At 58.2% G+C, this 23,539-nt stretch carries 16 protein-coding genes; all 16 read left to right on the top strand.

Going from position 1 to position 23,539, the window contains the following annotated elements; all coding sequences use genetic code 11:
- The first annotated feature begins 518 nt into the window (after positions 1-518).
- The 16 genes from ACQ4N7_RS12150 (at position 519) to ACQ4N7_RS12075 (ending at position 23,512) form a co-directional block, all read left to right on the top strand.
- Positions 519-1,070: a hypothetical protein gene (locus tag ACQ4N7_RS12150; RefSeq protein ID WP_430711782.1), complete on the top strand. Its 552-nt coding sequence runs from the start codon at positions 519-521 to the stop codon at positions 1,068-1,070.
- 69 nt (positions 1,071-1,139) lie between these two features.
- Positions 1,140-1,493 carry a hypothetical protein gene (locus ACQ4N7_RS12145; RefSeq protein WP_072016015.1) on the top strand — a complete coding sequence of 118 codons (354 nt, stop codon included), beginning with the start codon at positions 1,140-1,142 and terminating at the stop codon, positions 1,491-1,493.
- Positions 1,423-4,236 carry a hypothetical protein gene (locus ACQ4N7_RS12140; protein WP_197064787.1) on the top strand — a complete coding sequence of 938 codons (2,814 nt, stop codon included), beginning with the start codon at positions 1,423-1,425 and terminating at the stop codon, positions 4,234-4,236. Before ACQ4N7_RS12145 ends, ACQ4N7_RS12140 begins: the two co-directional genes overlap by 71 nt.
- On the top strand, positions 4,233-4,955 hold the full coding sequence (locus tag ACQ4N7_RS12135; protein WP_035985571.1) for a hypothetical protein: 723 nt from the start codon (positions 4,233-4,235) through the stop codon (positions 4,953-4,955). The genes ACQ4N7_RS12140 and ACQ4N7_RS12135 overlap by 4 nt, the downstream gene beginning before the upstream one ends.
- Before the next feature lie 40 nt (positions 4,956-4,995).
- Entirely contained in the window at positions 4,996-6,096 is a 1,101-nt protein-coding gene (locus ACQ4N7_RS12130; protein WP_052049954.1) for a hypothetical protein, read from the top strand.
- Between the two features lie 23 nt (positions 6,097-6,119).
- A complete protein-coding gene (locus tag ACQ4N7_RS12125) occupies positions 6,120-6,854 on the top strand; it encodes a hypothetical protein (protein WP_035985570.1) in 735 nt (244 codons plus the stop codon).
- Positions 6,854-8,329, top strand: a complete 1,476-nt coding sequence (locus ACQ4N7_RS12120) for a TrbI/VirB10 family protein (RefSeq protein WP_081972545.1) — start codon at positions 6,854-6,856, stop codon at positions 8,327-8,329. The genes ACQ4N7_RS12125 and ACQ4N7_RS12120 overlap by 1 nt, the downstream gene beginning before the upstream one ends.
- Positions 8,326-9,054, top strand: a complete 729-nt coding sequence (locus tag ACQ4N7_RS12115) for a hypothetical protein (protein WP_156119693.1) — start codon at positions 8,326-8,328, stop codon at positions 9,052-9,054. The genes ACQ4N7_RS12120 and ACQ4N7_RS12115 overlap by 4 nt, the downstream gene beginning before the upstream one ends.
- Positions 9,055-9,118: 64 nt before the next feature.
- Positions 9,119-10,786, top strand: coding sequence for a M23 family metallopeptidase (locus ACQ4N7_RS12110; protein WP_430711781.1), 1,668 nt, complete (start codon positions 9,119-9,121; stop codon positions 10,784-10,786).
- A gap of 11 nt (positions 10,787-10,797) precedes the next feature.
- Positions 10,798-11,316 (top strand): hypothetical protein, encoded by a 519-nt coding sequence (locus ACQ4N7_RS12105; protein ID WP_106919981.1) that lies wholly within the window; start codon positions 10,798-10,800, stop codon positions 11,314-11,316.
- On the top strand, positions 11,316-13,046 hold the full coding sequence (locus ACQ4N7_RS12100) for a type IV secretory system conjugative DNA transfer family protein (protein WP_081972543.1): 1,731 nt from the start codon (positions 11,316-11,318) through the stop codon (positions 13,044-13,046). The genes ACQ4N7_RS12105 and ACQ4N7_RS12100 overlap by 1 nt, the downstream gene beginning before the upstream one ends.
- A gap of 10 nt (positions 13,047-13,056) precedes the next feature.
- Positions 13,057-13,455: a hypothetical protein gene (locus tag ACQ4N7_RS12095; RefSeq protein ID WP_156119692.1), complete on the top strand. Its 399-nt coding sequence runs from the start codon at positions 13,057-13,059 to the stop codon at positions 13,453-13,455.
- Complete coding sequence (locus ACQ4N7_RS12090; protein WP_156119691.1) at positions 13,443-15,038, top strand: hypothetical protein; 1,596 nt, start codon at positions 13,443-13,445, stop codon at positions 15,036-15,038. The genes ACQ4N7_RS12095 and ACQ4N7_RS12090 overlap by 13 nt, the downstream gene beginning before the upstream one ends.
- 2 nt (positions 15,039-15,040) lie before the next feature.
- Positions 15,041-21,715, top strand: a complete 6,675-nt coding sequence (locus ACQ4N7_RS12085) for a strawberry notch C-terminal domain-containing protein (protein ID WP_430711780.1) — start codon at positions 15,041-15,043, stop codon at positions 21,713-21,715.
- Positions 21,712-22,014: a hypothetical protein gene (locus ACQ4N7_RS12080; protein WP_035985560.1), complete on the top strand. Its 303-nt coding sequence runs from the start codon at positions 21,712-21,714 to the stop codon at positions 22,012-22,014. Before ACQ4N7_RS12085 ends, ACQ4N7_RS12080 begins: the two co-directional genes overlap by 4 nt.
- Positions 21,986-23,512 (top strand): bifunctional DNA primase/polymerase, encoded by a 1,527-nt coding sequence (locus tag ACQ4N7_RS12075; RefSeq protein ID WP_035985558.1) that lies wholly within the window; start codon positions 21,986-21,988, stop codon positions 23,510-23,512. The genes ACQ4N7_RS12080 and ACQ4N7_RS12075 overlap by 29 nt, the downstream gene beginning before the upstream one ends.
- Positions 23,513-23,539 lie beyond the last annotated feature (27 nt).

The following is a 23,539-nucleotide window of genomic DNA, read 5'->3' as shown; positions in this document are numbered from 1 at the left end:
AGTTGTTGTGTCATTTTGTCAGTTAAACCTTAACTATTGAGTTGAAAACATCTGTGGCAAAAGGGAACCTAATAACATGCCGTTGCGTCGCTTTCAAAAATTTTTTATAGATCAATTTCGACTGTAACCATAGAGTTCTTGTGCGCCGTAAATTGCGTTAATAATTGACGGCAGAAATTCCGGCAAATGGGAATTATGTATAACCTAAGTATAAAAAATATCTTCTTGCTTAAGTATCAGTAGAGATTGCTCAATAGCTTGATTAACATGACGCAAGATTACAGAATCAGCCACGATATCTACCATCTTGTATAGGCTTTAGGCGTGACTATGGGCTATCTGAGTCTAAGTCCACAATTTAGATTGACATTTCCCCACCACCAGAAAATATTGCTATATTGATCGAAAAATTACGCAATTCAAGTGACATAGGTCACTCATTGGTGAGCACGCGAGTCATGTCATCTGACTGATTTCAGGAGACTTCAATCATCAGTCAGACTCAATTCATTTGAGCCATGAAAACTCTCTACATTTTTCCGTTGGTGGAACGACTGGTAGGTCGAATGAATCCGCTTCCAGACCTGCCGCTACTCGCCGTAGCGTTCCTATGTCTCGCTCTAGATGTCCTCATCCATGGCCCCGCCTTACTCGTGGTGCTGGTAATGGCAGGGTTGACAGGCCTTGCCTGGAGGTGGGACATAATACCCTCCCGTTCCCTATCCAGACGGGCATCTAAGGCCCAGGGCTTTAGGCGAAAGGCTGGGCGGCTCCTGGGTTTAGGGCTGCTCTGGCTGATCACCCTGCTGGCCTATCCCGCCCAAGCCCAATTCTTTGGTGGGGCTGAAACCTGGATGACTACCAACTTTGGCACCGCTGCGGGCGACGCCATTCCCCTGGTCTTCAACGTGCTGCGGGGCCTGTTTCTGCTCTATGTCGGCATCTCGCTGGTGCGGGTGATCAACAGCGCTCGCAACGACGAGGATTGGCAAACTATTGCCCGCACACCGCTAATTATCATCATTGCCGTCACCGCTGGCGATGTTCTAACGACGCTGATCACCGGCTAGTTGTCGCTGTGCGGCCATTCAGATCGAGGGTGCAGCTCTACACCGTCCTTTCAGCACCAGTAGCGGCTTATGGCATCTCAATTTCGTCCCGTTAACACCATCCTGGGAGCGCAACCCCGGTTAGGCCCCATTCCAGCCGACCAGATCATTCCCTGGTTCTGCATCACGGGGGCCTCCTATCTGTTAGGCCGAGGGTTCAGCCTCAGCTGGATTTCGATTGGATTCATTGCCGCCTGGGGCATGTCTACCTGGTGGATTCTCACCGGGGGGCAGAGCTGGAAGTTCACCGCAAAATTTGTGCCGACTCCCACCTGGAGTCGCGGCTATGCCCGATATCTGAGGTTTATTCACGATGAAACAGACCATCGGCAAACACCGACTCAAGCTCGGCAACCAGTTCGTCAGCACGTTGACGCCCTTTGAAGATGCGCTCAACCTCGCCGCTATGCTGCGAATTGAACTGCGGGGGCGGCAGGTTGGAGCCTACGTTCTCACGAAGGGCAAGAACCGGGAGCACCTCTGCTTTGTGTTTGGCTTCGACTGCCGGGGCATCCACAATACATTGACCGACGATCAGGTCAAGACGGTCTTTGACCAGCTGGAATCGGGGCTGAAGGATTTGCCCAACGGCGAGCGGCTGACGATTCATCTGGGGTCGTTTTCGGCAGACTGCGATCGCCAACAGGCCTTAGCCCAACTCACCCAGATCGCCTCCAACCAAGCTCTAAAGTTCCTGCTCACCGCTGAACGCGCCCGAGTCCAACAACTCACTCAGCAGGGCCTGCGCAAACCCAAGTTCCTGCGGCTGTACGTCACCTACACCGTCCAGAGCGGTACCGAAGGAGCCCAGGACATCATCGAGAAGGTGATCAGCAGAGGCGAAACCTTGTGGAAGTCGTTCACAGGTGAGCTGCGCCAGGCCAAAAACCAGCGCCTGCAAACGGTGATCACCAAGGCCTTTACCGACGGCTTTTTGCTCTGGGAGCAGGTGCTCTCAACCAAGATGGGTCTCTCGGTCAAACCTCTTGGCGAATCGGATCTGTGGGCACTGCTGTGGAACCGCTTTAACGCCAGTAACCCCATCAACATTCCCCAACTAATCATCCTGGATTCTGATGGCCTACACGAGCAGGTCAACTCCGACATTCACAGCACCACACTGCTGACGCGAGCCGGGGTGCCCACCGCCGGGAAAACCTGGGTCAAGGTCAAGGGCCAGTATGCAGCCCCGCTAACGTTCCTCGAAAAGCCTGGGGGTTGGGCCAGTGAATCGGCCCAGCTCCGCTACCTGTGGGAGATCCTCTCCCGCGAGACGGTGGCCGATACCGAAATCTTCTGCCAGCTGACGCGGGCCAACGAAACCCTGGTGAAAACCACCGTGCAGCGGATGCTGAAGCAGTCAAACCTGACGGCCACTTTGGCTGAAGACAGTCACTCGGTAGATGTGGCCGCTGAGTTGAAGATGAAGCGCTCGATTGAGGCCCAGGAGGAACTCTTCGAGGGTGCCCTACCCATTCACACGGCTGTTGTATTTCTGGTGCATCGACCGGATCTGGAGCAGCTAGATGAAGCTTGTCGCTATATCCAAAGCTGCTTTCGCCGCCCGGCCTGGGTAGAGCGCGAGCAAGACTACGCCTGGAAAGTGTGGCTTCAGACGCTGCCGATTGTTTGGGAAGCGCTGATGGCGACCCCCTTTGGACGGCGGCAGCTCTACCTGACTGGCGAAGCACCGGGGCTAATGCCGCTGGTGGTGACCCAGCCCTGCGATAGGAGTGGCTTTGAGCTGATTGCTGAAGAAGGGGGGCAACCCATCCATCTGGATTTGTTCAACCAGCACCAGAATCTGGGCCTGTTTGCCACCACCCGAGCCGGGAAATCTGTCCTGGTCTCTGGCATCCTCACCCAGGCGCTGGCCCACCGCTTCCCAGTAGTCGCGCTCGACTTTCCCAAGCCCGATGGCTCCTCGACCTTCACCGATTACACCCAACTGGTGGGGGGGGCCTACTTCGACATCTCCCGCGAGTCTAACAACCTGTTCGAGCTGCCTGACCTGCGTCACCTGCCGGGTGACGAGCGCAAAGAACGCCTCGACGACTTTCAGTCATTCCTGGAGTCGGCGCTGCTGACCATGATTGTGGGTTCGGGAGCGAATAGCTCGGTGATGACCCAGACCATTCGCTCGATTCTAGTGCTGGCCCTCAATGCTTTCTTCGCCGATGCCCCGATTCAGCGGCGCTATCTGGAAGCGATGGAAGGTCGCTTAGGCTCAGCGGCCTGGAGCAGTATGCCGACCCTAGCTGACTTTCTCGACTTCTGCACCCCAGAAAAGCTGGATCTGAACCAGGTGGGCGGCAACATCGCGAAGGCTCTGGACATGATCGATCTACGGCTCAGGTTTTGGCTCTCCAGCCGGGTGGGGCGGGCGATCTCGGCTCCCTCCAGCTTTCCGACCGATGCTCAACTGCTGGTATTTGCCCTGCGCAATCTATCCAACGAAGAAGATGCCGCTGTGCTTGCCCTTTCTGCCTATGCCGCTGCCCTGCGGCGAGCCCTAGAAGCCCCAGCGTCTATCTTCTTCATCGATGAAGCCCCCATCCTGTTTGAGTTTGACGAAATTGGAGCCCTGATTGGCCGACTCTGCGCCAACGGAGCCAAGGCCGGGATTCGGGTGATTATCTCGGCTCAAGATCCCGATACCGTCCATAAATCGCCCGCCAGCGCCAAGATCTTTCAAAACCTGACCACTCGCCTGATTGGTCGCATTCAGCCCATGGCGGTAGACAGCTTTGAGCGCATTCTCAAATATCCCAAGTCTGTCATCAGCCGCAATGCCAGCGAGAGCTTCTTTCCTAAACGGGAGGGCATCTACAGCCAGTGGTTATTGGACAACAACGGCCTCTATACCTACTGCCGCTACTATCCCGCCTTCGCCCAGTTGGCCGCCGTGGCCAATAACCCCGATGAGCAGACGACCCGAGACTTAGTGCTGCGCCATGCCCCCGATACCTTCACCGGCCTGGCAGAATTCGCCCGGCTACTGGTGCTCTCGATTCAATCCGGTGAACCCCTCTCAGTGATCACCGAGCGCTGGTTTGCCGAGCGCAATCCCCATCCTGAAGTTCCCCTGTCTTCTTTCAACTCCCTACCCACTGGAGGTCATTCATGAACCCGCGCCTTCGCGTTGCCCTACTTCCCATCCTGGCCACTACCCTGCTGGTGGCACCCATCAAACCTGCCGCCGCCTCCCAGGTCGATACCGCCTTTACTGATATCTTCAGCATTTTCCGCCAGGCCTTCGAGACCAGCAAAACCTATATCGAGCAAACCCTCTCTGGCCTGCTCACGCCGCTGCCCGGCGATCTGGAGGGTGTGATTCAAAACGTCCTGGGCGATCTGGGCCTGGTTGACCCCAACCGGGTACGTTCCGAAATCTCGACGGAACTGGCGACCATCTTGGAGGGCGATTTAGCCCAGTCCGACAGCATCTATGCGGGGCTTGAAACCGCCAATGAAGTTGACCGGCAGCTCACTCGCGCCCAAGTCGATGCGGTGCTGGGCCAGAGCGGGCAAGCCGCCACCCGCGACAAAATCACCTGGATTGAGGACACCATCGGCCAGGTGCAGCAGCACGCCGACTCGGCTCAGACCGCTGTGTCCACCCAGGCGGCGATCAAGCAGATGGCCCAGCAAAATGCGCGTCAGTCAGAAATTCTCGGGGCCGTGCAGTCAGAACTGCTGCAATCTCGCCAGGATGCCCAGTTGACCAACCTCAACCTGGCCAACATGTCTCAGAACCTGGATCAAGAGGCCCGTGCCCGCCGCCTGCAAGAGCTGGGCAATGCCCTCGACACCCTGCAAATTAGCGCCCAGGCCCGTTTGTTCTAGACGTCTGTTTGTCATGACGTCAATTTAGATGTGAACCCCCATGCTGCTGGATTGGCCCATCTCACCGATCGCCCAATTACCCCGCGATACCGCCGACATCATTGAGGGCGGCGCTGTCGCGTCTGAAGCGGTGGCTGAAAGCTGGAACCAGCTCTGGGAGAGCGTGCTTCAGGGGGGCCTTTACTTTGCCCTGGCTCGGGTCGGGGTCTTGTTCGCTGTCGCGACTTTGCTCCTCTTTATGACCCAGTGGACGCGGCAGATGGTGGAAGGGGAAAGCAGCCGCGCCTACGCCGACTTCATCTGGCCGCTGCTGGTGATTGTGCTGCTCTCTAACAACGGCGATCGCCTGGCGGCCATCACCCTGGACATCCGCAACTACATTAACCAAGTCAACCAGGATGTCTTGTCCTACACGGCTGCTGATATCCGCCTGCAAGAGGCCTATCAGGCGGCGGTTCTAGAAGGCTCGGTGGAGCAGACCATCATTCAGCGCCGCAACCAGTGCTATGAGTTGCAAAACCCCGAAGAACGGGCGAATTGCATTGAGCTGGCGGCGATTGAAGCCCACGAGTTTATCGAAGACTACCGCGCTAGAACCGGCAATCCCAATGCCCTATCCCGTGCATTGGAGGCGGCTCAGGCCGGGGACAATCCCCTCGACTCGGGCCTGCGGTTTGGAGGAGCGCTAATGGGTTCGGGCTTTCAGACCGTGACCCGAGGTCTGTTGATGGCGCTGCATATTGCCTTTCAGTGGCTGATTGAAGCTTCCTTGTTGCTGACCGCCACCCTGGGGCCGCTCGCCGTGGGCGGATCGTTGCTGCCGGTGGGGGCCAAACCACTATTCGCCTGGCTGACGGGGTTCTTCTCTTTGGCGATCGCCAAACTCAGCTTCAACATCCTTTCGGGCCTGGTCTCCCTGGCGGTACTCAATGCCGGGGATTCCCATCCCCTGATTGCCCCCTTCTTTCTCGGTCTGCTGGCTCCCATTCTCTCTCTGGCCCTGGCGTCGGGCGGTGGCATGACGGTTTTTGGAGCCCTCACCAGTACCGCTGGGGTGATCGCAGGGACGGGGGCCATGGGTGGCATTGCCCGTGCCCCTGGCTACTCGGCCCGACGTCGGGCCTACCGCGTCCGTCGCTGACCTCACTCACAAGGACATGTCCCATGGTGCAGTTGATTGAGAAACGCAACACAAACTACCTACCCCTGTTTGTCTTGGGCAGCGTGGGGTTGCAGCTGGTAATGCTGGTGGTTTTGTTTCTTCAGGCCGGTGCCCTGAGCCGCATCAGCCGCCAGGATGCCCCCACCCTGGTGCAAATGCAGGACGGGCAGGCGATTCGAGTCGGCACTATGGGCTCTCGGGAGCGCACTCCAGAAACCATTCGGCGCTTCGTCAATGACACTCTGGTGCTGATGTTCAACTGGAGCGGCAGCCTGCCTGCCACCACGGCAGAAGAGGCCAGCCAGCCCAGGGCCGACCCTGGCCTACCGATTGAGGTGGAACGCGGCAGACGCAATATTGCCACCGCCAGTTGGCAAGCCAGCTTTGCTTTTTCTGAAGACTTCCGCCAGGACTTTTTGAAGCGGGTAGCCGAACTGACCCCACCGGGAGTCTTCACCGGCACGAGTCAGGTGGTGATGGTAATCAACCATGTCGGCAGCCCTGAGGTGGTTGGGGAGGGCCGCTGGAAGGTGGCGGTGGTGGCTCATCTCTATGTCTTTAACGATGCCAATGCCCTGGGCCAGGCGATTCCCTTTAATCGGGAGGTGTTTGTCGAGGCCGTCACCGCGCCAGCCGTGCCCGATGGCGAAACTCCGCTGGAGCAGGCTATCTACAGCATTCGCCAAACTGGCCTGCAAATCTACGCCATCCGTGAACTTGAACGGGAGGACTTGTAGTGACAACACCCAATAATCTGTGGGATGACCAAGAGATGGCCGACCTGGTCGGTCTCCACCTACCAGAACCTGTCGCCACCGAAGCACAGGATGCTTATCCAGTTTCACCCGCCACCCCTCTGGACCCAGAACCCCTTCTGGATGCTGAGGATATTGATGGGCAGGCCTTAAGCGATCCAAAGCCCAAGCTATCCCTGGCGGCTAACCCCTTTACCAAGCTGGGCGTTGTCGCAGCTGGAACCGGTCTGGTGATTGGCGTCTTAGCCGTCTTCACTAGCGGGGTAATGAAGAACGACTCTCCACCGGCTGAAGAGGTGCAAGCCGATTTTCCAGAGCCTATGGTTGAGGAAACTGAGCTGAGTGCTACTGATGACCGGGGCCAGCTGCTCACCGATTTAGCGATGGGGCGTCAGCAGGCTGAACTGGAAGCTCTAGCCGATGAAGAGCCTACGGCTCAACCGGAAGCGCCAACCGCCAGAGAAGGCCCAGAGTTTTCTCCCACACCTCCACCCCCGGCACGGCCTCCCCAACCTGTAGCGGCGCGACCCACGCCAGCACCAACACTGCCTCGACCAGCCCCCGTCTCCCCTGCGGTTTCAGCCCGTCCCGTCGTTTCCCAATCTGCGGATCAACCCGCCGTCGATCCAACGGAACGATGGCTAGCACTGTCCCATTTGGGGAGCTACGGACAGGGCAGTCCCTTACCGCAGGAAACCTCTGCACCGCTAGTCACGGAGGCTCCAGCGCCAGTGGCTCAAGTTAGCACCCTACCCTCACCCCGTGACATTAACCATGCCGAAGAGGCAGCCATTCTCCAGGGCCAGCCGGTGGCCTTGCCCCCGACATCGCCCCTGCTGCTGACCGGCACCCAAGCCCCCGCTGTGTTGGAAACACCTTTGATCTGGTCAGCAGGGGCTGCAGAAACAGACAGCCCTCAGTTCGTGGTGCAGCTGACCGAGCCTCTGCTGAGCGCCAGTGGAGAGATCGGCTTACCAGCAGAAACACCGCTAGTGGTACAGGTGACATCGGTAGCGGACAGCGGCCTGGTGCAGCTCGCGGTGGTCTCGTTCATTCAGGCCGGTCAAGAGATCCCGCTGTCCGCTGGAGCCGTTCAACTGCGAGGGGTAGAGGGCACTCCCCTGATCGCTCAGAAGTACGACGACCCAGGGATGGATATCGCTCGCATGGATGCCACGATGGCGGCCATGGCCGGGTTATCTCGGGCGGCAGGGTTGGTGAATCGACCCAAAACATCCTCGGTTATCACCTCTGTTGGAGGTAGCGCGATCACCCAGGACACCGGAGAGCCCAATCTTCTAGCCGGGATTCTCGAAGGCGCGTTTGAGCAGCTGTCGGGGCAGATGGAGTCGCGAAATCAGGCGGCCCTGGATGAAATTTTGAATCGCCCCATCGTCTGGTATTTGCCACCAGGCACTGAGGTCGACGTGTACGTGAATCAAACGGTGGCGCTATGAAAACACCTTGGACTCCCTGGATTGTGGCCGGGGCACTTTCTCTTGCAAGTATCTCATCCCACCCTGCTCAAGCTCAGTCAGCCTATTCCGTTTCTGCCAGCCATGCCCAAGGGCTAACCGGCAGTCAGGCTCCTGTCATTCACCTTTGGCCCGGCTATGGCACCAACTTGAGCTTTATCCCGACGAACGAAAGCATTGTGCGGGTATGGATCGATGATCCGTCCCGAGTAGTCCTCGATTTTGATCAACCGCTCTGCTCTACCGCTGCGGGCTCAGGCTGTGTCTCGGGTCGTCCCTCGGTGGTTCATCTGAGACGCATTCAGGGGCTGACCTTTGAGAATTTGCCCAGGGCCAACGGCACGCTGCTGACCGTAATTACCGAGACGGCTGGGGGCAATCGCCGCCTCTACAAATTTCGCATCGCCTTCGGTACCGGCGAGCCCGACTATCACACCGTCGTCGTGAACTCTGCTTCTCCCATTCACCCATTGCTGGGGCCAGGGGATGTGCGCCGAGGGCTTCAGGTGGCTGAATCCAGAGGACTGATCGCGCAAAACCAGGATTTGTGGAACCGACTACAAAACTTTCTGCGGTTGGCCCAAGGTGGCCTAGCCGTACCTGCTGCCGCCGAGCAAGCCGGAGTCTCCCCTGAGGTGATTACCCGCCTGGCGGAGTGGGGGGCTAATGCCCGTGACGATCCGCCTTTGAACTTTACCGCTCTCTAGGTTCTCTACTCAGGTTAAAGCCATGACCTCATATTCTTTCAGGCGCAGGCAGCCATGGCGGCCTGTGATCGGAATTCTTGTTCTAATTTTGGCGATCGCGCTCCATAGCTGGCGGGTGCAACCGGCCCACTCCAGCCTCCAACCGGGAACACCTGTGCCCATGATTCAGGATCAAATTCTAGGCACCAAACCTAATTGGGCGCAGATTACCCTACGCACCCTACCTGCGGTGCTAGAGTCGGGCTCCTTCGAGGCTCCGGCAGATCTAATCCGTCTGCTGGGCTACGACCCATCGCGGGTCTGGCAGGCTGGTCAAACAGCTGACCAGTACATGCAGCTGGGTGATTTTCAGGAGAGCTTCCAGCTCCAGCAGTTCTCGCTGTATGAAATCGCCGCCCTGGTGGGGCTGGATTGGCCTGCCCTACGACTGGCAGATTTTGCCCTGGTGGCCTGGCAAACCCTGGGGGACTTGGTGCAAGCTGTGCCGGATTTAGCCAACCTCCCGGTAGAGTCGGTGGCCCCGATCGCTGACCTGCTCAAGGGGGAAGTAGACCCGCAAACTACGATCGCCGAGGTGCTCCAAGATGAAGCCTTGGCTGGGCTCAGCCTGGGAGACCTCGACCTGGAGCAGTACGGACTAGGGGATATTCCAGGGTTGATAGAGGCTCCGCTGGAGAGCTTCCGCGACTGGCAGCAGTCCGTTATCGACCAGGTGCCAGGTCTCGCCGATGTCCCCTTCGCCGACTTCCCCAACCCCATCGTGGAGCAGGGTGTGGTGGTAGGCCAAGTGGATGTGGTGTTTGGCGCGGCGGAAGGCAACCGCACCAACACGATCAGCGGCAGTTATGTGGAGGGGTTCAATGTCCCCTGTGAGGCTGACTGCGCCCACCTGGAAATTGGTCAGCCCACGCTGGTGGAAGGCACCCAGTGGGTCTCTGGCAAGTACCAGCAGGTGCGCGGCGGACGCGGGGCCTTGGCCGCCGCCAACGGTGGGGTTGAACCTACCGGTCGCCATCCCTTTGGCAATGCGTTCAAAGTGGCGGTGCTCGACACCGATGAGGCCTCCGGCACCGCTGAAACCGGGCTGTACTTTCGCATGTGCGTTCGCAACCTGTTTGTGGACTTGGGCTGCACTCCCTACTTCATCGGCCCCATTCCCTGGCTACCGGTGCAGGAAGAGGGCATGGTCTTCTTGGGACAAATCAAGGAAGGCCTTTCGACCACCGATTCAGCCGACGCCGCTACGGCGAAAGGGATTGACCCGCAGACCGGCGAACCTAAACCCAACCCAGCACCTGTCGTAAGAGCTTCAGGCTCTCCAGGTACTGCTACTGGACGGTTTATTCACCCCGCACCGGGCTATGGCATCACCAGTAGTTTTGGCTATCGCACTCACCCAATTCATGGCGATCGCCGTCTCCACAGCGGCACCGATTTTGGCACTCCCACCGGCACCGTCATTCGAGCGGCTGACGGCGGACAAGTCACCTTCGCTGGCATCAGCGGTTCCCTTACCAGCGGCTACGGCAGGCTCGTTATCGTCAATCACGGCAATGGCTTAGAGAGCTACTACGCCCATCTACAAGGCTTTTTTGTCCAAGCGGGCGACATCATCGCCCAAGGCGATCCGGTCGGTCGTGCCAACAGCACCGGCTGGTCAACAGGGCCGCATTTGCACTTTGAGATGCGCCAGAACGGCCAGCCCCAAAACCCCATGAACTATCTCAGTTAAGGAGTTTAGCGATGAGACTTAACCGCGCTGTATTTGCTGGTCTTGCAGGCCTCTGTCTCCTGCTGGTCGGTCTAATTTCTGTTGTGGGCCTCAATCTGGCTCGGGCATCAGACCCCATTCCCGAAGCGGTCTACGACTGCCTGCCCCCCCAGACTCAGGCCACCAAACTATGGGGCTTAGTTGAAACAGCCTCCGGCAGCTACTTCCTAATCGGGGCCGGTGAAGGCGAGACCTACCAGGAAGTGCTGATTCACCTGGACACCCAAGCTGCCTGCCGGTCGCTGCTGCCGGAGGATGACCCGGTGCTTAGTCACTATATCCCGCTGAACCTTGCTCGCGAGTTAGCCCTTCAGCGCTACACCCAAGTGCTGCAAGAACAGGGCGGACGCGACGCCTACCAGCAGCAGTTGACCGAGTATCTAACGGCGGCACCCGAGGGCACCCGCAGCCAGTTTCCTGAGGAATACCTCTGGGCACTGGAGCAACTGGGCATTGAGCTACCACCCAATAGCTATGAGGTGCTGCGCTGATGCGTTACTACACCGAACACCCCTCAATTCTGGGTCAGGTGGATTCCACCTCTACTCAATCCATTTCTCAGCTGGTGACCTCACTCCAGTCCCGCCAAGGGCTCACCCTGCTCGGCTGTGTCGTTCTGATTGCCGCCTTCTCGCTGATGAGCCAAGGCAAGAAAGGTAAGCTTGCCACCAGCCGCTTTGGTGGCAGCAAAGAAAAATCCGCCGCCCGCAAGCGTGCGGTGCGGCAAATTCAAGAGCGCAAGCGCAACGCGGTTTCCCTCTACATTGGCAAGCCTACCCGCAAGCAAGATGCCCGGTCTCTATACCTGCCCGACCTCCAGCGGGGCATCGCCGTTTGTGGTGGGCCAGGCTCCGGCAAAACCTTCAGCGTCATCGATCCGCTGATCCGCTCCGCCCTTGACCAGGGTCTACCGGTAGCAATGTACGACTTTAAGTACCCGACCCAAAGTGCTCGCCATGCCGCCTACGCCGCCAAACTGGGCTACGACGTGCGAGTGCTAGCCCCTGGCTTTCCTGAATCCGAGGTGTGCAACCCCATCGACTTTCTGCGCAGCGAGTCCGATGCCGAGATGGCGCGGCAAATTGCCACGGTGCTGAACAAAAACTTTCGGCTGATGACCCAGAGCACCGAGGATGGCTTCTTCGCCGCCGCTGGCGATCAGTTGACAGAAGCGCTGTTAATGCTGGCCAAGTCCACCCAGTATCCCGACATCATGACCGCCCAGGCCGTACTGGGCCTGACTAACCTAGGCAACCGAGTGGCGGCGGCCCACGGCATGAATAGCTGGATTCGGGTGTCTTTCAACCAGCTGATTGGGGTCAAGGATGCCGAGAAAACCGCTAGCGGCATTGTGGGTAGCGCCAGTGAGACTTTTACCCGCTTTATGAAAGAAGGAGTGCTGGGAGCCTTCTGCGGTCAAACCTCCATACCCTTAGACCTGACCGGTAGGCAGCTGCTGATTCTAGGGATGGATCGGGAGCGGCGGGACGTGGTGGGGCCGCTGGTAGCCACGGTGCTGCACATGCTAGTTACCCGCAATGTGGCCCAGCGGCGGCAAGATCCGCTGATTGTCGCGATTGACGAATTGCCTACCCTCTACCTGCCCACCCTGGTGCAGTGGCTGAACGAGAACCGAGAGGATGGGCTGGCGGTCATCCTCGGCTTCCAAAACCTGGTTCAGCTGGAGAGAACCTACGGTCGCGAGCTAGCCCGCGCCATCTTGGGAGCCTGCGCCACCAAAGCGGTCTTCAACCCCCAGGAATACGAAGCGGCCCGTATGTTCTCCGACTTCCTGGGGGACGAAGAAATTCAGCACAAGCAAAAGTCGCGTAATCGTGGCGGGGGCAAATCCAGCACCACCATCTCCGACCAGGAGCGCACCCGCAAGCTGTTTGAACCCAGCCAGTTTCTCCGCCTACCACCGGGCAAATGCATCTTGATCAACCCTGGCTTTACCTCCCGAGGGGAAGCTGCGATTCCTATCCAACAGGCGATCAAAATTCCCAAGGCCGATATTCAAGCCAGCGAGGGCAGCGAAGCTCTGTGGACCAAGATCCATGCTCGCCTGGTGCGCCGCAGCCCCCAGCAGATGCCCACTGCCGCTGATTTAGAAAAGCGACGACAGATGGTAGAAGCCATGCTGCCGGAGCCCCAGGCCCCGGTCAACTCGGCCTACCCTGACCCCGCTGGCCTGATCGATAAGTACAGCAGTTTGCTCTAGGAGACCTCTGATGACGACAACAATTCAATCCCCTGATCTCATGCTGGCCCAAACCCTGCGGGCGAGGCTGCCTGTCGATACGGTCACCGCCCTGTTGGCTTACCCCAACATCGCTGCTGATCTGGCGTTGGTATTAGATCAGCCGACCTTGGGTGCGGACTATGTGCCCCGCGAGATTGAGGTGCTGTACGACGATGTGACGGTTTTGCACTGGCGGGATGGCCGGATTCAAGCCCAGTGCGCCGATGTGGAGATCGACTACACGCCAACCCTGGTGGAGTGGTTGATCGATGGCGACACCGCCTACTTTTCGGTTCAAGGGCTGGAGGTGATTAACCGCATCAAAATCATGCCCCTGATGGAGCTAGAAGGACTAGACCCCCTAAAGGAGGAACCATGCAAGCTGTAGTGAACCCCGGAGAAGCCAAGCAAATCGAGCAGGACTATGCTCACACCACCCTGGCCTCTAGCGAAATGGCAGCGGCCACGGCTCAATCAACCGCCGAGGCTGTACAGGCCTTTATTCAGATGCTGCGTGAGCGGCTCCAGGCGGCTCGGCAAAAGGAGCAAGACTTTGAGAGTAATGCCCCAGATGCTCAGCCTGGGGATGCCGTAGCTTTGCCCCAATCCGCCGCTGAGCCCATCGAGATCAAGATGGGCCGCGAGATTGTTTACCGCGAAGGCTATGCCGATAAAGACTCCGTCAACAAGCTCAATGCCAATACGCTGAAGCTGCTCCAGGCGGCGGTAGATGCGCCTCCGCAGGCGGGCGCTGAAGCGACCACTGGAGCCAAAGGGACGATCAATATCAAGGCTGGAGATGAACTGGTTTATCGGATGAGCAAGGGGTCAGTTGAGACCAACCGACTAGAGCCCGATCCAGTTGTTCAGGCGGAAGTGCCTCAGGCGGAAGTGTCTCAGGCGGAAGCCTCCCATGAGGAGTCAATAGCAGCCGTTCCGCCTGGAGCCGGGGATGCTGTGTCTCCCGCTCCTGTGCCCGTGTCTCCGATCAAAGCAGCAGAGCAACCTGAGGTTTCTCTACTACAGGAGGTCAAGCCTGCCCAGTCTTCTCTAGAGCCAGGACCAGGAAACTTACCACCGGCTAGTCAGCCTGCGCCCACCCGAGTCGCAGCTCAGCCTCTGGCTATGGCCTCACCCAGGGTAGTCTCCATCCTCGACGTGATGGAGCGCCAGAACCAGCAGGTGGTCGAAAAAGCTACCCAGAAATGGATGCAGCAGACCACTCGGGTGATGCAGCGCTCATCCCAGCAGCTGACCGAACGGGTGGTAGCCCTGGCAGCGAATATCCGCAGTCGGCAGGTCGCCTCCACGGCGGTGGACTTGCTTCAGAAGTACGGCACCGCCTATAGCCCTGGTCGAGGCTTCTATGTGGCGGAGAACTATGTGATCAGTTCCAAGGGGCGCATGGTCACCGTTTCAGACCGCGAGGGCATTGAACTGATGACGGCCCGCAAAACCCGATGGGGGTTGGACATCCTTAAAAACGACATGGTGGCCTCCCAAGAGGCCGACTTTATGAAAGCCCGCCAGCAAATTCAGATTCAGGGGATTGATGGTCTGTCCCCAGATCCTCCTATGCGGGTACGGCAGTTGGGCAACCTGGCACCAGCGGGCGACATGGGCATCACCCGTGATCTCACGGCCCTGGCGCTAGCGAAAACCGCCCGCAAACTGCTCGATGTCACCGGCAGCCGTCCCAACGTACAGGGCAAGCGGGTCTTCCAAGGGGGCAGCCAGTACCGGATTGAGGAGACCCCCAACAGCCTGAAAATTCAGGCGGGGGAGCGGGGTCAGATTCTCAGCATCGACAACGGCAAAATCAGGTCTAATCTCACGTCCAAGGATGTGGCCTACTTTCGCTTTATCGACCGGGAACTCAGCCAGGATTTGCAGCGGCACCAACCGGCTAAAGTGACGCCCTTAAACAGCCGACAACGCAGCCGCGCCGTGGGCATGGCCATGGGTGAGTAGGAATGGTAGAAGACGCCCAACAGCAGATGGTGAACCACTTCACTACCCACTTTCTGGGGGGTGAAGGGTTTACGACGATTACCGCCGCCCGACAACAGGCGGCGCTGGTGTTGGGCACGCCAGTCAACCCTGGTACAGCCCTGGCGAAGCAGGTGGATGAAGCGGTGGAGGGGGCAGTGGTGCGAGCAGCCCAGGGCATCCTTCAAACCTCGGCCACAACTCACGACACCTATGATCGGCTGATCGAGTTGCACGATCGCCAGCCAGCCCTAAACGTCCGCTCCTCAACCAGTGTGTTGCAGCAAGCTTACAGTACGCCGATTCCTATCGCGTTTTTGGCCTCTACACTGGCGGGCATTACTCCCGAAACCACCGTCTACGAACCCTCGGCTGGGCACGGCGCATTGCTGGTGGGAACTGACCCTGCCCAGGTGAGCGTCAATGAACTTAATCCAGACCGCGCCGCTGACTTGCAGGCTCAGGGGTACCGCGTCACGGAGTGGGATGCAGCGGAGTATCAGCCGGATCGTCTGCATGACGTGGTGATCGCCAACCCACCCTTTGGCGTGGTGCGAGATGCACAAGGGCAGCGTAAACGGTTCAGGTTGCCGGGCAACCTGCGGGGGACGACTCAGATTGATCAGGCGATCTCGTTCCAAGCTCTAGGAGCGATGAAGGACGATGGTCGCGCCGTTCTGATCATGGGCGGCAAGCTAGGTGTAGACGCAGAGCTGCGGTCTGAGCGCTACAACACCCTGGAAAGTCGAGGCTTCTTTTATGCCCTGTACCAGCAGTACGCCGTTACCCAACACATTTCCATTTGGGGTGACCTGTACCGCAAACAGGGCGCGGGTTTTCCGATTGATTTGATTGTGATTGAAGGCCGAGGCCGGTCTGAACGCCCGTTACCTGCCGCTGATGTCCCGGTTATCTACAAGTCGTTTGCTGAACTTAAGGAGTTGATTCCCCATGAACCTATCCACCACGCCCGTATCTCCCTGGACGTATCCGTTCATGATCAGCCAGTACCCCAGCTTTCCCAACCTCTGGACGCTGGAGGGCCTGGGAACGCTATTCATCGTCAAGGTGCCGCCACAGCTGGAACAGCTGAACGAAGCGACTTACCTGCAGCTGATGCAAACCCGGTTGGACAGAATGATCCAGGACTCGGTCTCGGAAACCTCCCAAATCGAGACGCAACAAGGGCTGGCCACGACCCTCAGCGAATTGGACCCGGTTCAGCACACGCCGATACTGGAGCCAGACGACGACCTGGAGTATTGGCGGCAGCAGTGGGCGGAGACCTTGATTCGGAGGAACTGGCGGTTTCAGGAACGATTGCGCCACTACGGGGGGAGCTTTCCGGTAACACCCGTAACCCCCAGCTACCCGGATTACCTGGACTGGATCAGCCTGCACGACGAGACCACGCTAGAGGCATGGCTGGCCGAACTGAGCCTGTAGAACCTCACTCGGAAATCACCATGAATACTCCTCTTTCAACCGGCGAGGCTGTGGCTCCGTCAGCAGACACGTATGATGTCCAGCCCCGGCAAGTGGCCTATGTGCCCAAAAGCAAGGGCTTTTCGACCCAGACCCTGATCCCTTTCAATATGGCCAGTGCAGCGCAGCAGGCACTGGAGCGATTTGAGCAGCAGCAGGGCGATATTGATACATACTTGGTCACCCGCCTGGGCTATGGTTCTGTGGCGGAGCTGCATCAATACTTCAGCGCTGAGCAGGTGGATGCCTCGGCACTGGCGATCAGCAATATCGAGCGGGGAGCCGGGTTCATCACGGGCGACCAGACCGGCATTGGCAAGGGCCGCATCTGTGCCAGCATCATGCGCTATGCCCAGCAGCAGGCGAAGATCGCCCTATTCATAACTAAGGACAAACCCCTCTATGCCGACATGATGCGCGATGTAGGGGATATCGGGATGCGGCGGTTTTCGCCCTTCATCACCGATAGCGGCACCGAGATTCCGCTAGCCAATGGGGCGGCGCTGAAAACTGCCGGGGCCGCCAAGCAGAAGGCGGAAATGCAGGCGATGATTCAGCGGGGGAACCTGGGCCGCTACAGCGCGGTGTTCACCACCTACAGCCAGCTTCAGACCGTAGGAAAGAAGGAACCGTTACGGCGCACGTTCCTCAGACGGATGGCTCCAAATGCCATCTTGATCTTGGACGAGGCCCACCAGGCAGGGGGCAGTAAAGGGGGATGGAAAGAAGCGGGGCCACCGGATCGGGCGGATTTTGTGCGGGAGTTGATCGACCTGTCTTCGGGAGTGTTTTACTCGTCGGCGACCTACGCCAAACGGGCCGATGTGATGGATCTCTATGCTCGGCGCACTGACCTGCGGCTGGGCGTGAGCAGCATGACGGCGCTGGAGAATATCTTGACGCGGGGTGGGGTACCGCTTCAGCAAATTGTGGCCAGCAAGTTTGTCGCCTCCGGGCAGATGCTGCGCCGCGAGCGCTCCTATGAGGGCATTTCGTTTCAAGCCAAAACGGTGCCGGTGGATCGGGAGGTAGCCGATGACTTCTCGGCGGCAATGCGAGCCATTAAGGACTTTGACCGGGCTAAGCAGAAGGCGGTGAAAGCGATTAGTGATCAGGCCAAGGCAGAAGCGAAGGCCCTGGGGCAGGATGGAGCGATTGGCGATCTGGGAGCCAGGAGTACCAACTTCACCTCGTTGATGCACAACTGCATTGAGCAGAGTCTGCTGGCCCAAAAGGCAGATGCGACGGTGGAAGAAGCCATTGCGGCCCTGAACCGAGGTGAAAAGCCCGTGATTACGGTGGCCAACACCATGGGCAGCTTCATCGAGGCCTATGCGGAGTCCCAAGATTTGAGCCCTGGGGACGGGATGAACTTGTCCTTTGGGGACCTGCTGGAACGGTATCTGGAGCGATCTAGAGACGTGGTGGTGACCGACTATCGGGGTCACTCCACCCGGCTGCGCCTTAGCGATGACCAACTCGGAGCTGAGGGGGTTCTGGTCTACGAAGAAGCCCTGGACTGTATTCGCGAGAGTGATTTCACGGGTATTCCCATCAGCCCGATTGACTACATCGAGCAGCAGTTAGAGCGAGCGGGCTACCGGGTTACTGAAGTCACCGGGCGAAAGTCGGGCATTGAATATGGGGCCGATGGATCCATGGCCTACAAAGTGCGGTTGGGGGAGGAGACCACCGCTAAGGGCAAGATTGATGCGGTGGCCCAGTTCAATGCCGGGGATGCCGATGTCATTCTGCTCAACTGTTCGGGCTCCACGGGGATTTCGCTCCATGCTTCGGAGAAGTTTGCTGACCAGCGGCCTCGCCACATGATTGTGGCCCAGGCGGAGCGGGATATCAATGTGTTTATGCAGATGCTGGGCCGGGTGCATCGTACCGGGCAGGTAGCGCTGCCCAACTACACGCTGTTGATGGGCGACCTTCCAGCGGAAAAACGACCGGGGGCGATCCTCTGTCGCAAGATGGCCAATCTCAATGCCAACACTACAGCGGCACGGGAGACCGATATCTCGCTCAACACCGTGGTGGATTTTATGAATCCCTACGGCGAGCAGGTGGTAACGGAGCTGCTGGCCGATGATCCAGAACTCAATGCCAAGCTGGATTTCCCATCTGCCCAGGGGGATAGCGGGGCTTCAGATATTGCCCTGATTAAGAAGGTGACGGGTCGGATTCCGCTACTGCCCATTACTGAACAAGAAGCCGTCTACAGCCTGATTGAGTCGGAGTACTGCGACCTGGTGGATCAGGCCAGAGCAATGGGGGAGAACATTCTGGAGGCGGATCAGCTGGATCTCGATGCTCGGCCTCTGGCGCGGATGGAGGTGATGGCCGATGACAGCGAAACCGCCAGCGAGTTTACGGGGCCGGTATATCTGGAGCTGGTGGAGGCGAAGAGTGAGAGCAAACCACTGACTCAGCTTCAGGCGATCAATGCGGTGCGGGAGTCGGTGGGGTTGGCGGAGGTAGCGTCGGTTGAGGCCCACGATCCGGATGCTCTGGCGGCAAAAGCGCTTCAGCAAGTGACAGCTACGATAACTGATTTGGAAGCAGCGACCAACCGCTACCGACAGGCGGCGATCGCCCAAAAGCAAGACAGTAAGGCGATTGAGAAGCTCAACGACCGAATTGAGCAGCAGTTCATGCATGTCTCCAGCACGCTCGAAACCTTTGTACCGGGGACACCGCTGCGGTTAGTGACCCCAGCCAGCAAGACCATTCTCTATGGCGTGGTTGCGGGGGCTGATGCCAAAAAGCGCTCTGGGAGCCCAGCGGCACCCAATCGCTGGAAGCTGAGGATTTTGGTGGCCGATTCGGCACGGCAAATCACGGTGCCGTTCTCGAAGTTCAACACGGGTCGGAGCGGATCGCTCGATGCCACGGTTCAATCCGAAGACTGGTTTGGCAATAGCGTTTATTCCCTGTTCGACATGCAGCAGGAGGCGGGGCGGGTCAACCGGCAGATCTTCACCGGCAACCTGATCAAGGCGTTTGAGAAGTACTCCAACGGCAAGTTGGTGAACTATACCGACTACCAGGGCGAGGTTTGCCAGGGGCTGATTATGCCCAAGGGCTTTGATATTGAGTCGGAGCTGACGAAAGAGCCGGTGGCGTTTAAGGAGCCGCAGCAGGTGTTTCGGTTCCTGACGGAGCTGACGAATCGGCAGGGGACGGTGAAGACCCTTGATGAGTTGTTGCTGCTAAAGCCCCAGCAGGCGGGGGAGGGGTTTATTCTGCAAGCGCCGAAATCAAAGGAGTCGGGTGGGCGGTACTACCTGGATGAAGACTTGATTGCGGCAGCGGGGTCGGATTTTTATTCGGTAGCCGATCGCATGGAGGTCGTTATCCCGCCAGAACGACTAGAGCGGGTGCTGGGGGTGGTGATGCATCAGCGAAATTACACGCTGGCGGCCTTTGAGTTTAAGGAGGTGGCGCGGCAGTTGATGGGGGTGTCGCTACCAACGCTGGAGAAGGTAGAGGCGGAGGCGATCAAGCCTCCGGTTGTTTCTCAGCCGGTTGTGCCTGCTGCTGCTGCAAGTCAACCCAAGCCAGAACTAGCAGTAGAAAGATCTGTGGCTGAAGCTCCGTTGTCCCCATCTATACCCAATCTGCCCCCGATGGGCCAACTGGAGAAGCGGATTCTACGGTTTTTGAGGAATGCGGGGATTGAGCAGGACGTAATGACATCCCAGGAGTTTCACCTGCGGATTGAGAATGAGCCTTTTATTCCGCTGGTGGTGGAGCGGCAGGGGGATGAGCTATATCTGACCCACTACCTGACCCAAAACGGCGATATGTTCATCGACTCGGAGATGGTGTTTAGGGTGCGGGCTGAGGGCCACATCGAGTTTAAGGAGACGGCGGTGCAGAGTCTGCGGGGTGGGGAGTCGAGGCTGCCGGATCGCGCCTTTGCCCAGATTTTCTCCAAGAACATTGTCCAGCAGGGGTTTGCGGAAGCCGCCCAGATTCAAGCCCAGGCAGAGCCTGAAGGAGAAGTGGTATCCCCACAAGAACCGGAGGATGAGCGATCGCAGATGCCGAGCGATATGCGGCAATACCTGGAGGTGAAAGAGCAGTATCCCGATGCGATCGTGCTGGTGCAGTCGCCAGATCAGCGGTTTTATGAGGCGTTTTTCGACGGGGCTAAGCCCTTGATCGAGCATCTGGAGATGATCGGTACCAGCATGGAGTCTGGGGTGGAGGAACTCGGACGGGTACGAGTGGCAGGGTTTCCGGTGCAGAGTTTGCACAAGTATGTGGATAGGCTGACCCAACAGGGGGAGGTGGTGATTGCGGAGGTAGAAGGGACAATCGCCATCCACCCCCATCATCCCCCCGAACCAACAGCCCTAGAAGAACCAACCCAAGCCCCTGTTGAGCCGATTCCTCCACCCCAGCCCCCCGCACCAGCGTCTAAGGAGCCTGAATTTCAGGTGCAAAATCTGTTTGACCTCGACCAGTTCAACAGGGCGCATCAAAATGGACACAAGGGTCGTCAGACCGCCGATCCAGCCTGGACTGACTCGGCAGGAAAACCTCAGCCAACAGCGCCAGCATCAGAGGTCATTACAGCGCAGCCTACAGGATCATTGCCAGCGCCTACGGTTCCAGCAATAGCCCTTCAGGGACAACAGGTCGATGATGCAGCACTGGAGACTGTGCCCGAACCATTGCCGCGTTCAGCCCTAGACACCTTGCGCGATTGGTACCGCGCCGCCCGCGATTTAGGTCATGACCCGCTACACCTAGAACAGATCAAGCAGTTGGGCCTCTCAACCAAACAAGCCAATGGCAACGGTGTTGGCCTCGCGCCAAACCTACAGCAGGCGATGGCTCAAGATCTGGCCCAATATCAGGCATTGCAGCAACGGGGAAAATATGTGGCCCAAGCCTCCCAGAAAATCTTGTCGGCGATCGGGCAGACCCGAGGCCCCCATACTCAGTTTCGCGGCAAGGTTTATGAATTGAAGCAGACCGCCGACCGGCTGACCGTCCGTAGAATGACGCCTCAACCCCAGACCATTTTGGAAATCGCCCAGGGGAAAATTCAACGCACGGTGGTGACGGCTGAAGACTGCCAGCGGTTTCAGCGATTTGTGCAGCGCCTAGAATCAGACCGTGTTCCCACCCCGACTTCAGCAGGACTTGAACGATGATGACCCTGGCCCCCTTGCCCGCCGACTACCGCCCCCAGTCCATCGTGATTTTGTGTGATGGGCAAAAGGCCGTGTATGTGGAGAGCGACGAAATGCAGCTCGATGTGGAGTGGACGGCGGAGCACGAACCCGATCGCCTGGAGATGTTTTGGGATGGGGTGTTGGTCTATGCCCTGGTGAACCAGCAGCTCACAGTCAACCGTCTGGAACTGGTCACGGGCACTGTTCACCCTATGGAATGGATTTTTCAAACCCCAGCGGGTCAAGCCGATGAACCCAGCCCTTCGCGCCACGTTTGACTGGCTGAGATCGCAGGGGCTGCCACCGCTGTCCGTTGCCCCAGCCCAAGACCCGACTCGCTACCCGGCCCGAAACCGGGATGGCAGCCTAAAGCGCGACAAAGAAGGGGCTCTGGTGCCTGCCTTTACCGGCAAGAATCCTAGCTATGTGGACAGCCGTGGAATTCCCCATCTGATCCGGCACACCCAGTATCAAAATCGGATGCCGACTCAGGCTGAGCTTCAGACCTGGTTTGCTAACCCCGATAACGGCATTGGCACCCTGGGCGGTTGGCACAACATCGTTTGGATTGATGTGGATGTGAAGCAGTTTGACTCGCAGCAGGCCTGTGACCAGCGGATCGCCGATTGGCTGGGCCAATACCCGCTCTTACAGCAAACCTTTACCGAGCGCACCCACAGCGGCGGCTGGCGGCTGGCAGTGCGAGCCTACGAAAAGAGCTTTACCAATTTCTCACTGGATGGGGTGGGTGGACAGCACATGGGAGAGGCTCTAGGGCAGGGACACTTCACGGTGCTCGCGCCGACGATTGGCCCGAGTGGGAATGCCTATGTCAATGTGCAGCGGGTGCCGCCAATTTGGGTGGAGCGGTTGGATGCGGTCGGCTTGTACCCAGTGAGTGGTCGAAGAGAGCAAGGCCTATTCCGCCAGTCTCGACCTCGAATCCAGTCTCAGCCTGCTCAACCGGGAGTCTTACGGCTGGAGGATTTGGCCACAGCGAAGGCCCAGGCGGTGCTGCATGGGGATAGTCCATTAGAATCGCGATCGCACTCGCTAACCTACGCCCTGCGTGAGTTCTATGGCTGGGAGAACTGGGCCGCCCAAAATCGGGTACTGATTAGCGGCAATGCCGAGGAGTTGGTGCGAGCGGCGGGGGCTGCTTTGGGAATTGACGCTGAGCGGGTGGAGCGAATTATGGAGAGCATTACTGATCCGGCCAGTTGCACCCCGGCGGCAGTTTTTACTGGGGGGGAGACCAGCGCTTGGAAGCGTGTGTGGAAGTTAGACCGGCAGGTGTATGAAGAGCTGTGTCCTAGCAATATGAAGCAGTCTATCCAGACTATAGCTAGTGAGAACCATCACGTCCTGACCGGGGGCAAACCTCAAAAGAAACAAAACGCAGGTGTCCAGGCTCCAGCAGTCTATAATCCTGCAATTTCAGCGGATCAGATTCAAGCGTTTGTACGCCAGGCTTGGAGTATCTTGGCCCACGCCTATCAGACAGAGCGAGGAAACGTGTCCGTTAAACGTTCGACAGTAGATCCCAAAGTTTGGGTACAGGGGCAAATTTATCGAATAGCCGCTGAGGGGCCGCAGCTGACTGTAGAGGCCCGTGAACGGGGCGCTATCTTGCAGGCTCAGGGTGATACTGTCACCTTGGAAAACCTGACTATAGTTGATCTGAAGCGGTTTCAGGCTGAAATGTTGCGACTTCAGCAACGCCATCGCCCTTGTGCAACGGCTCCAGCGATTTCTCATCAAGGTCAGGAGCGTTGAGTCTACGTTATTGCTTGGTTAAGTAGA

Origin of the sequence: Nodosilinea sp. AN01ver1 (assembly GCF_050565655.1) — a bacterium.
Taxonomy (GTDB): Bacteria; Cyanobacteriota; Cyanobacteriia; order Phormidesmidales; family Phormidesmidaceae; genus Nodosilinea.
The sequence above is the reverse complement of the archived record's forward strand: the minus strand, read 5'-3'. Positions and strand labels throughout refer to the sequence as shown.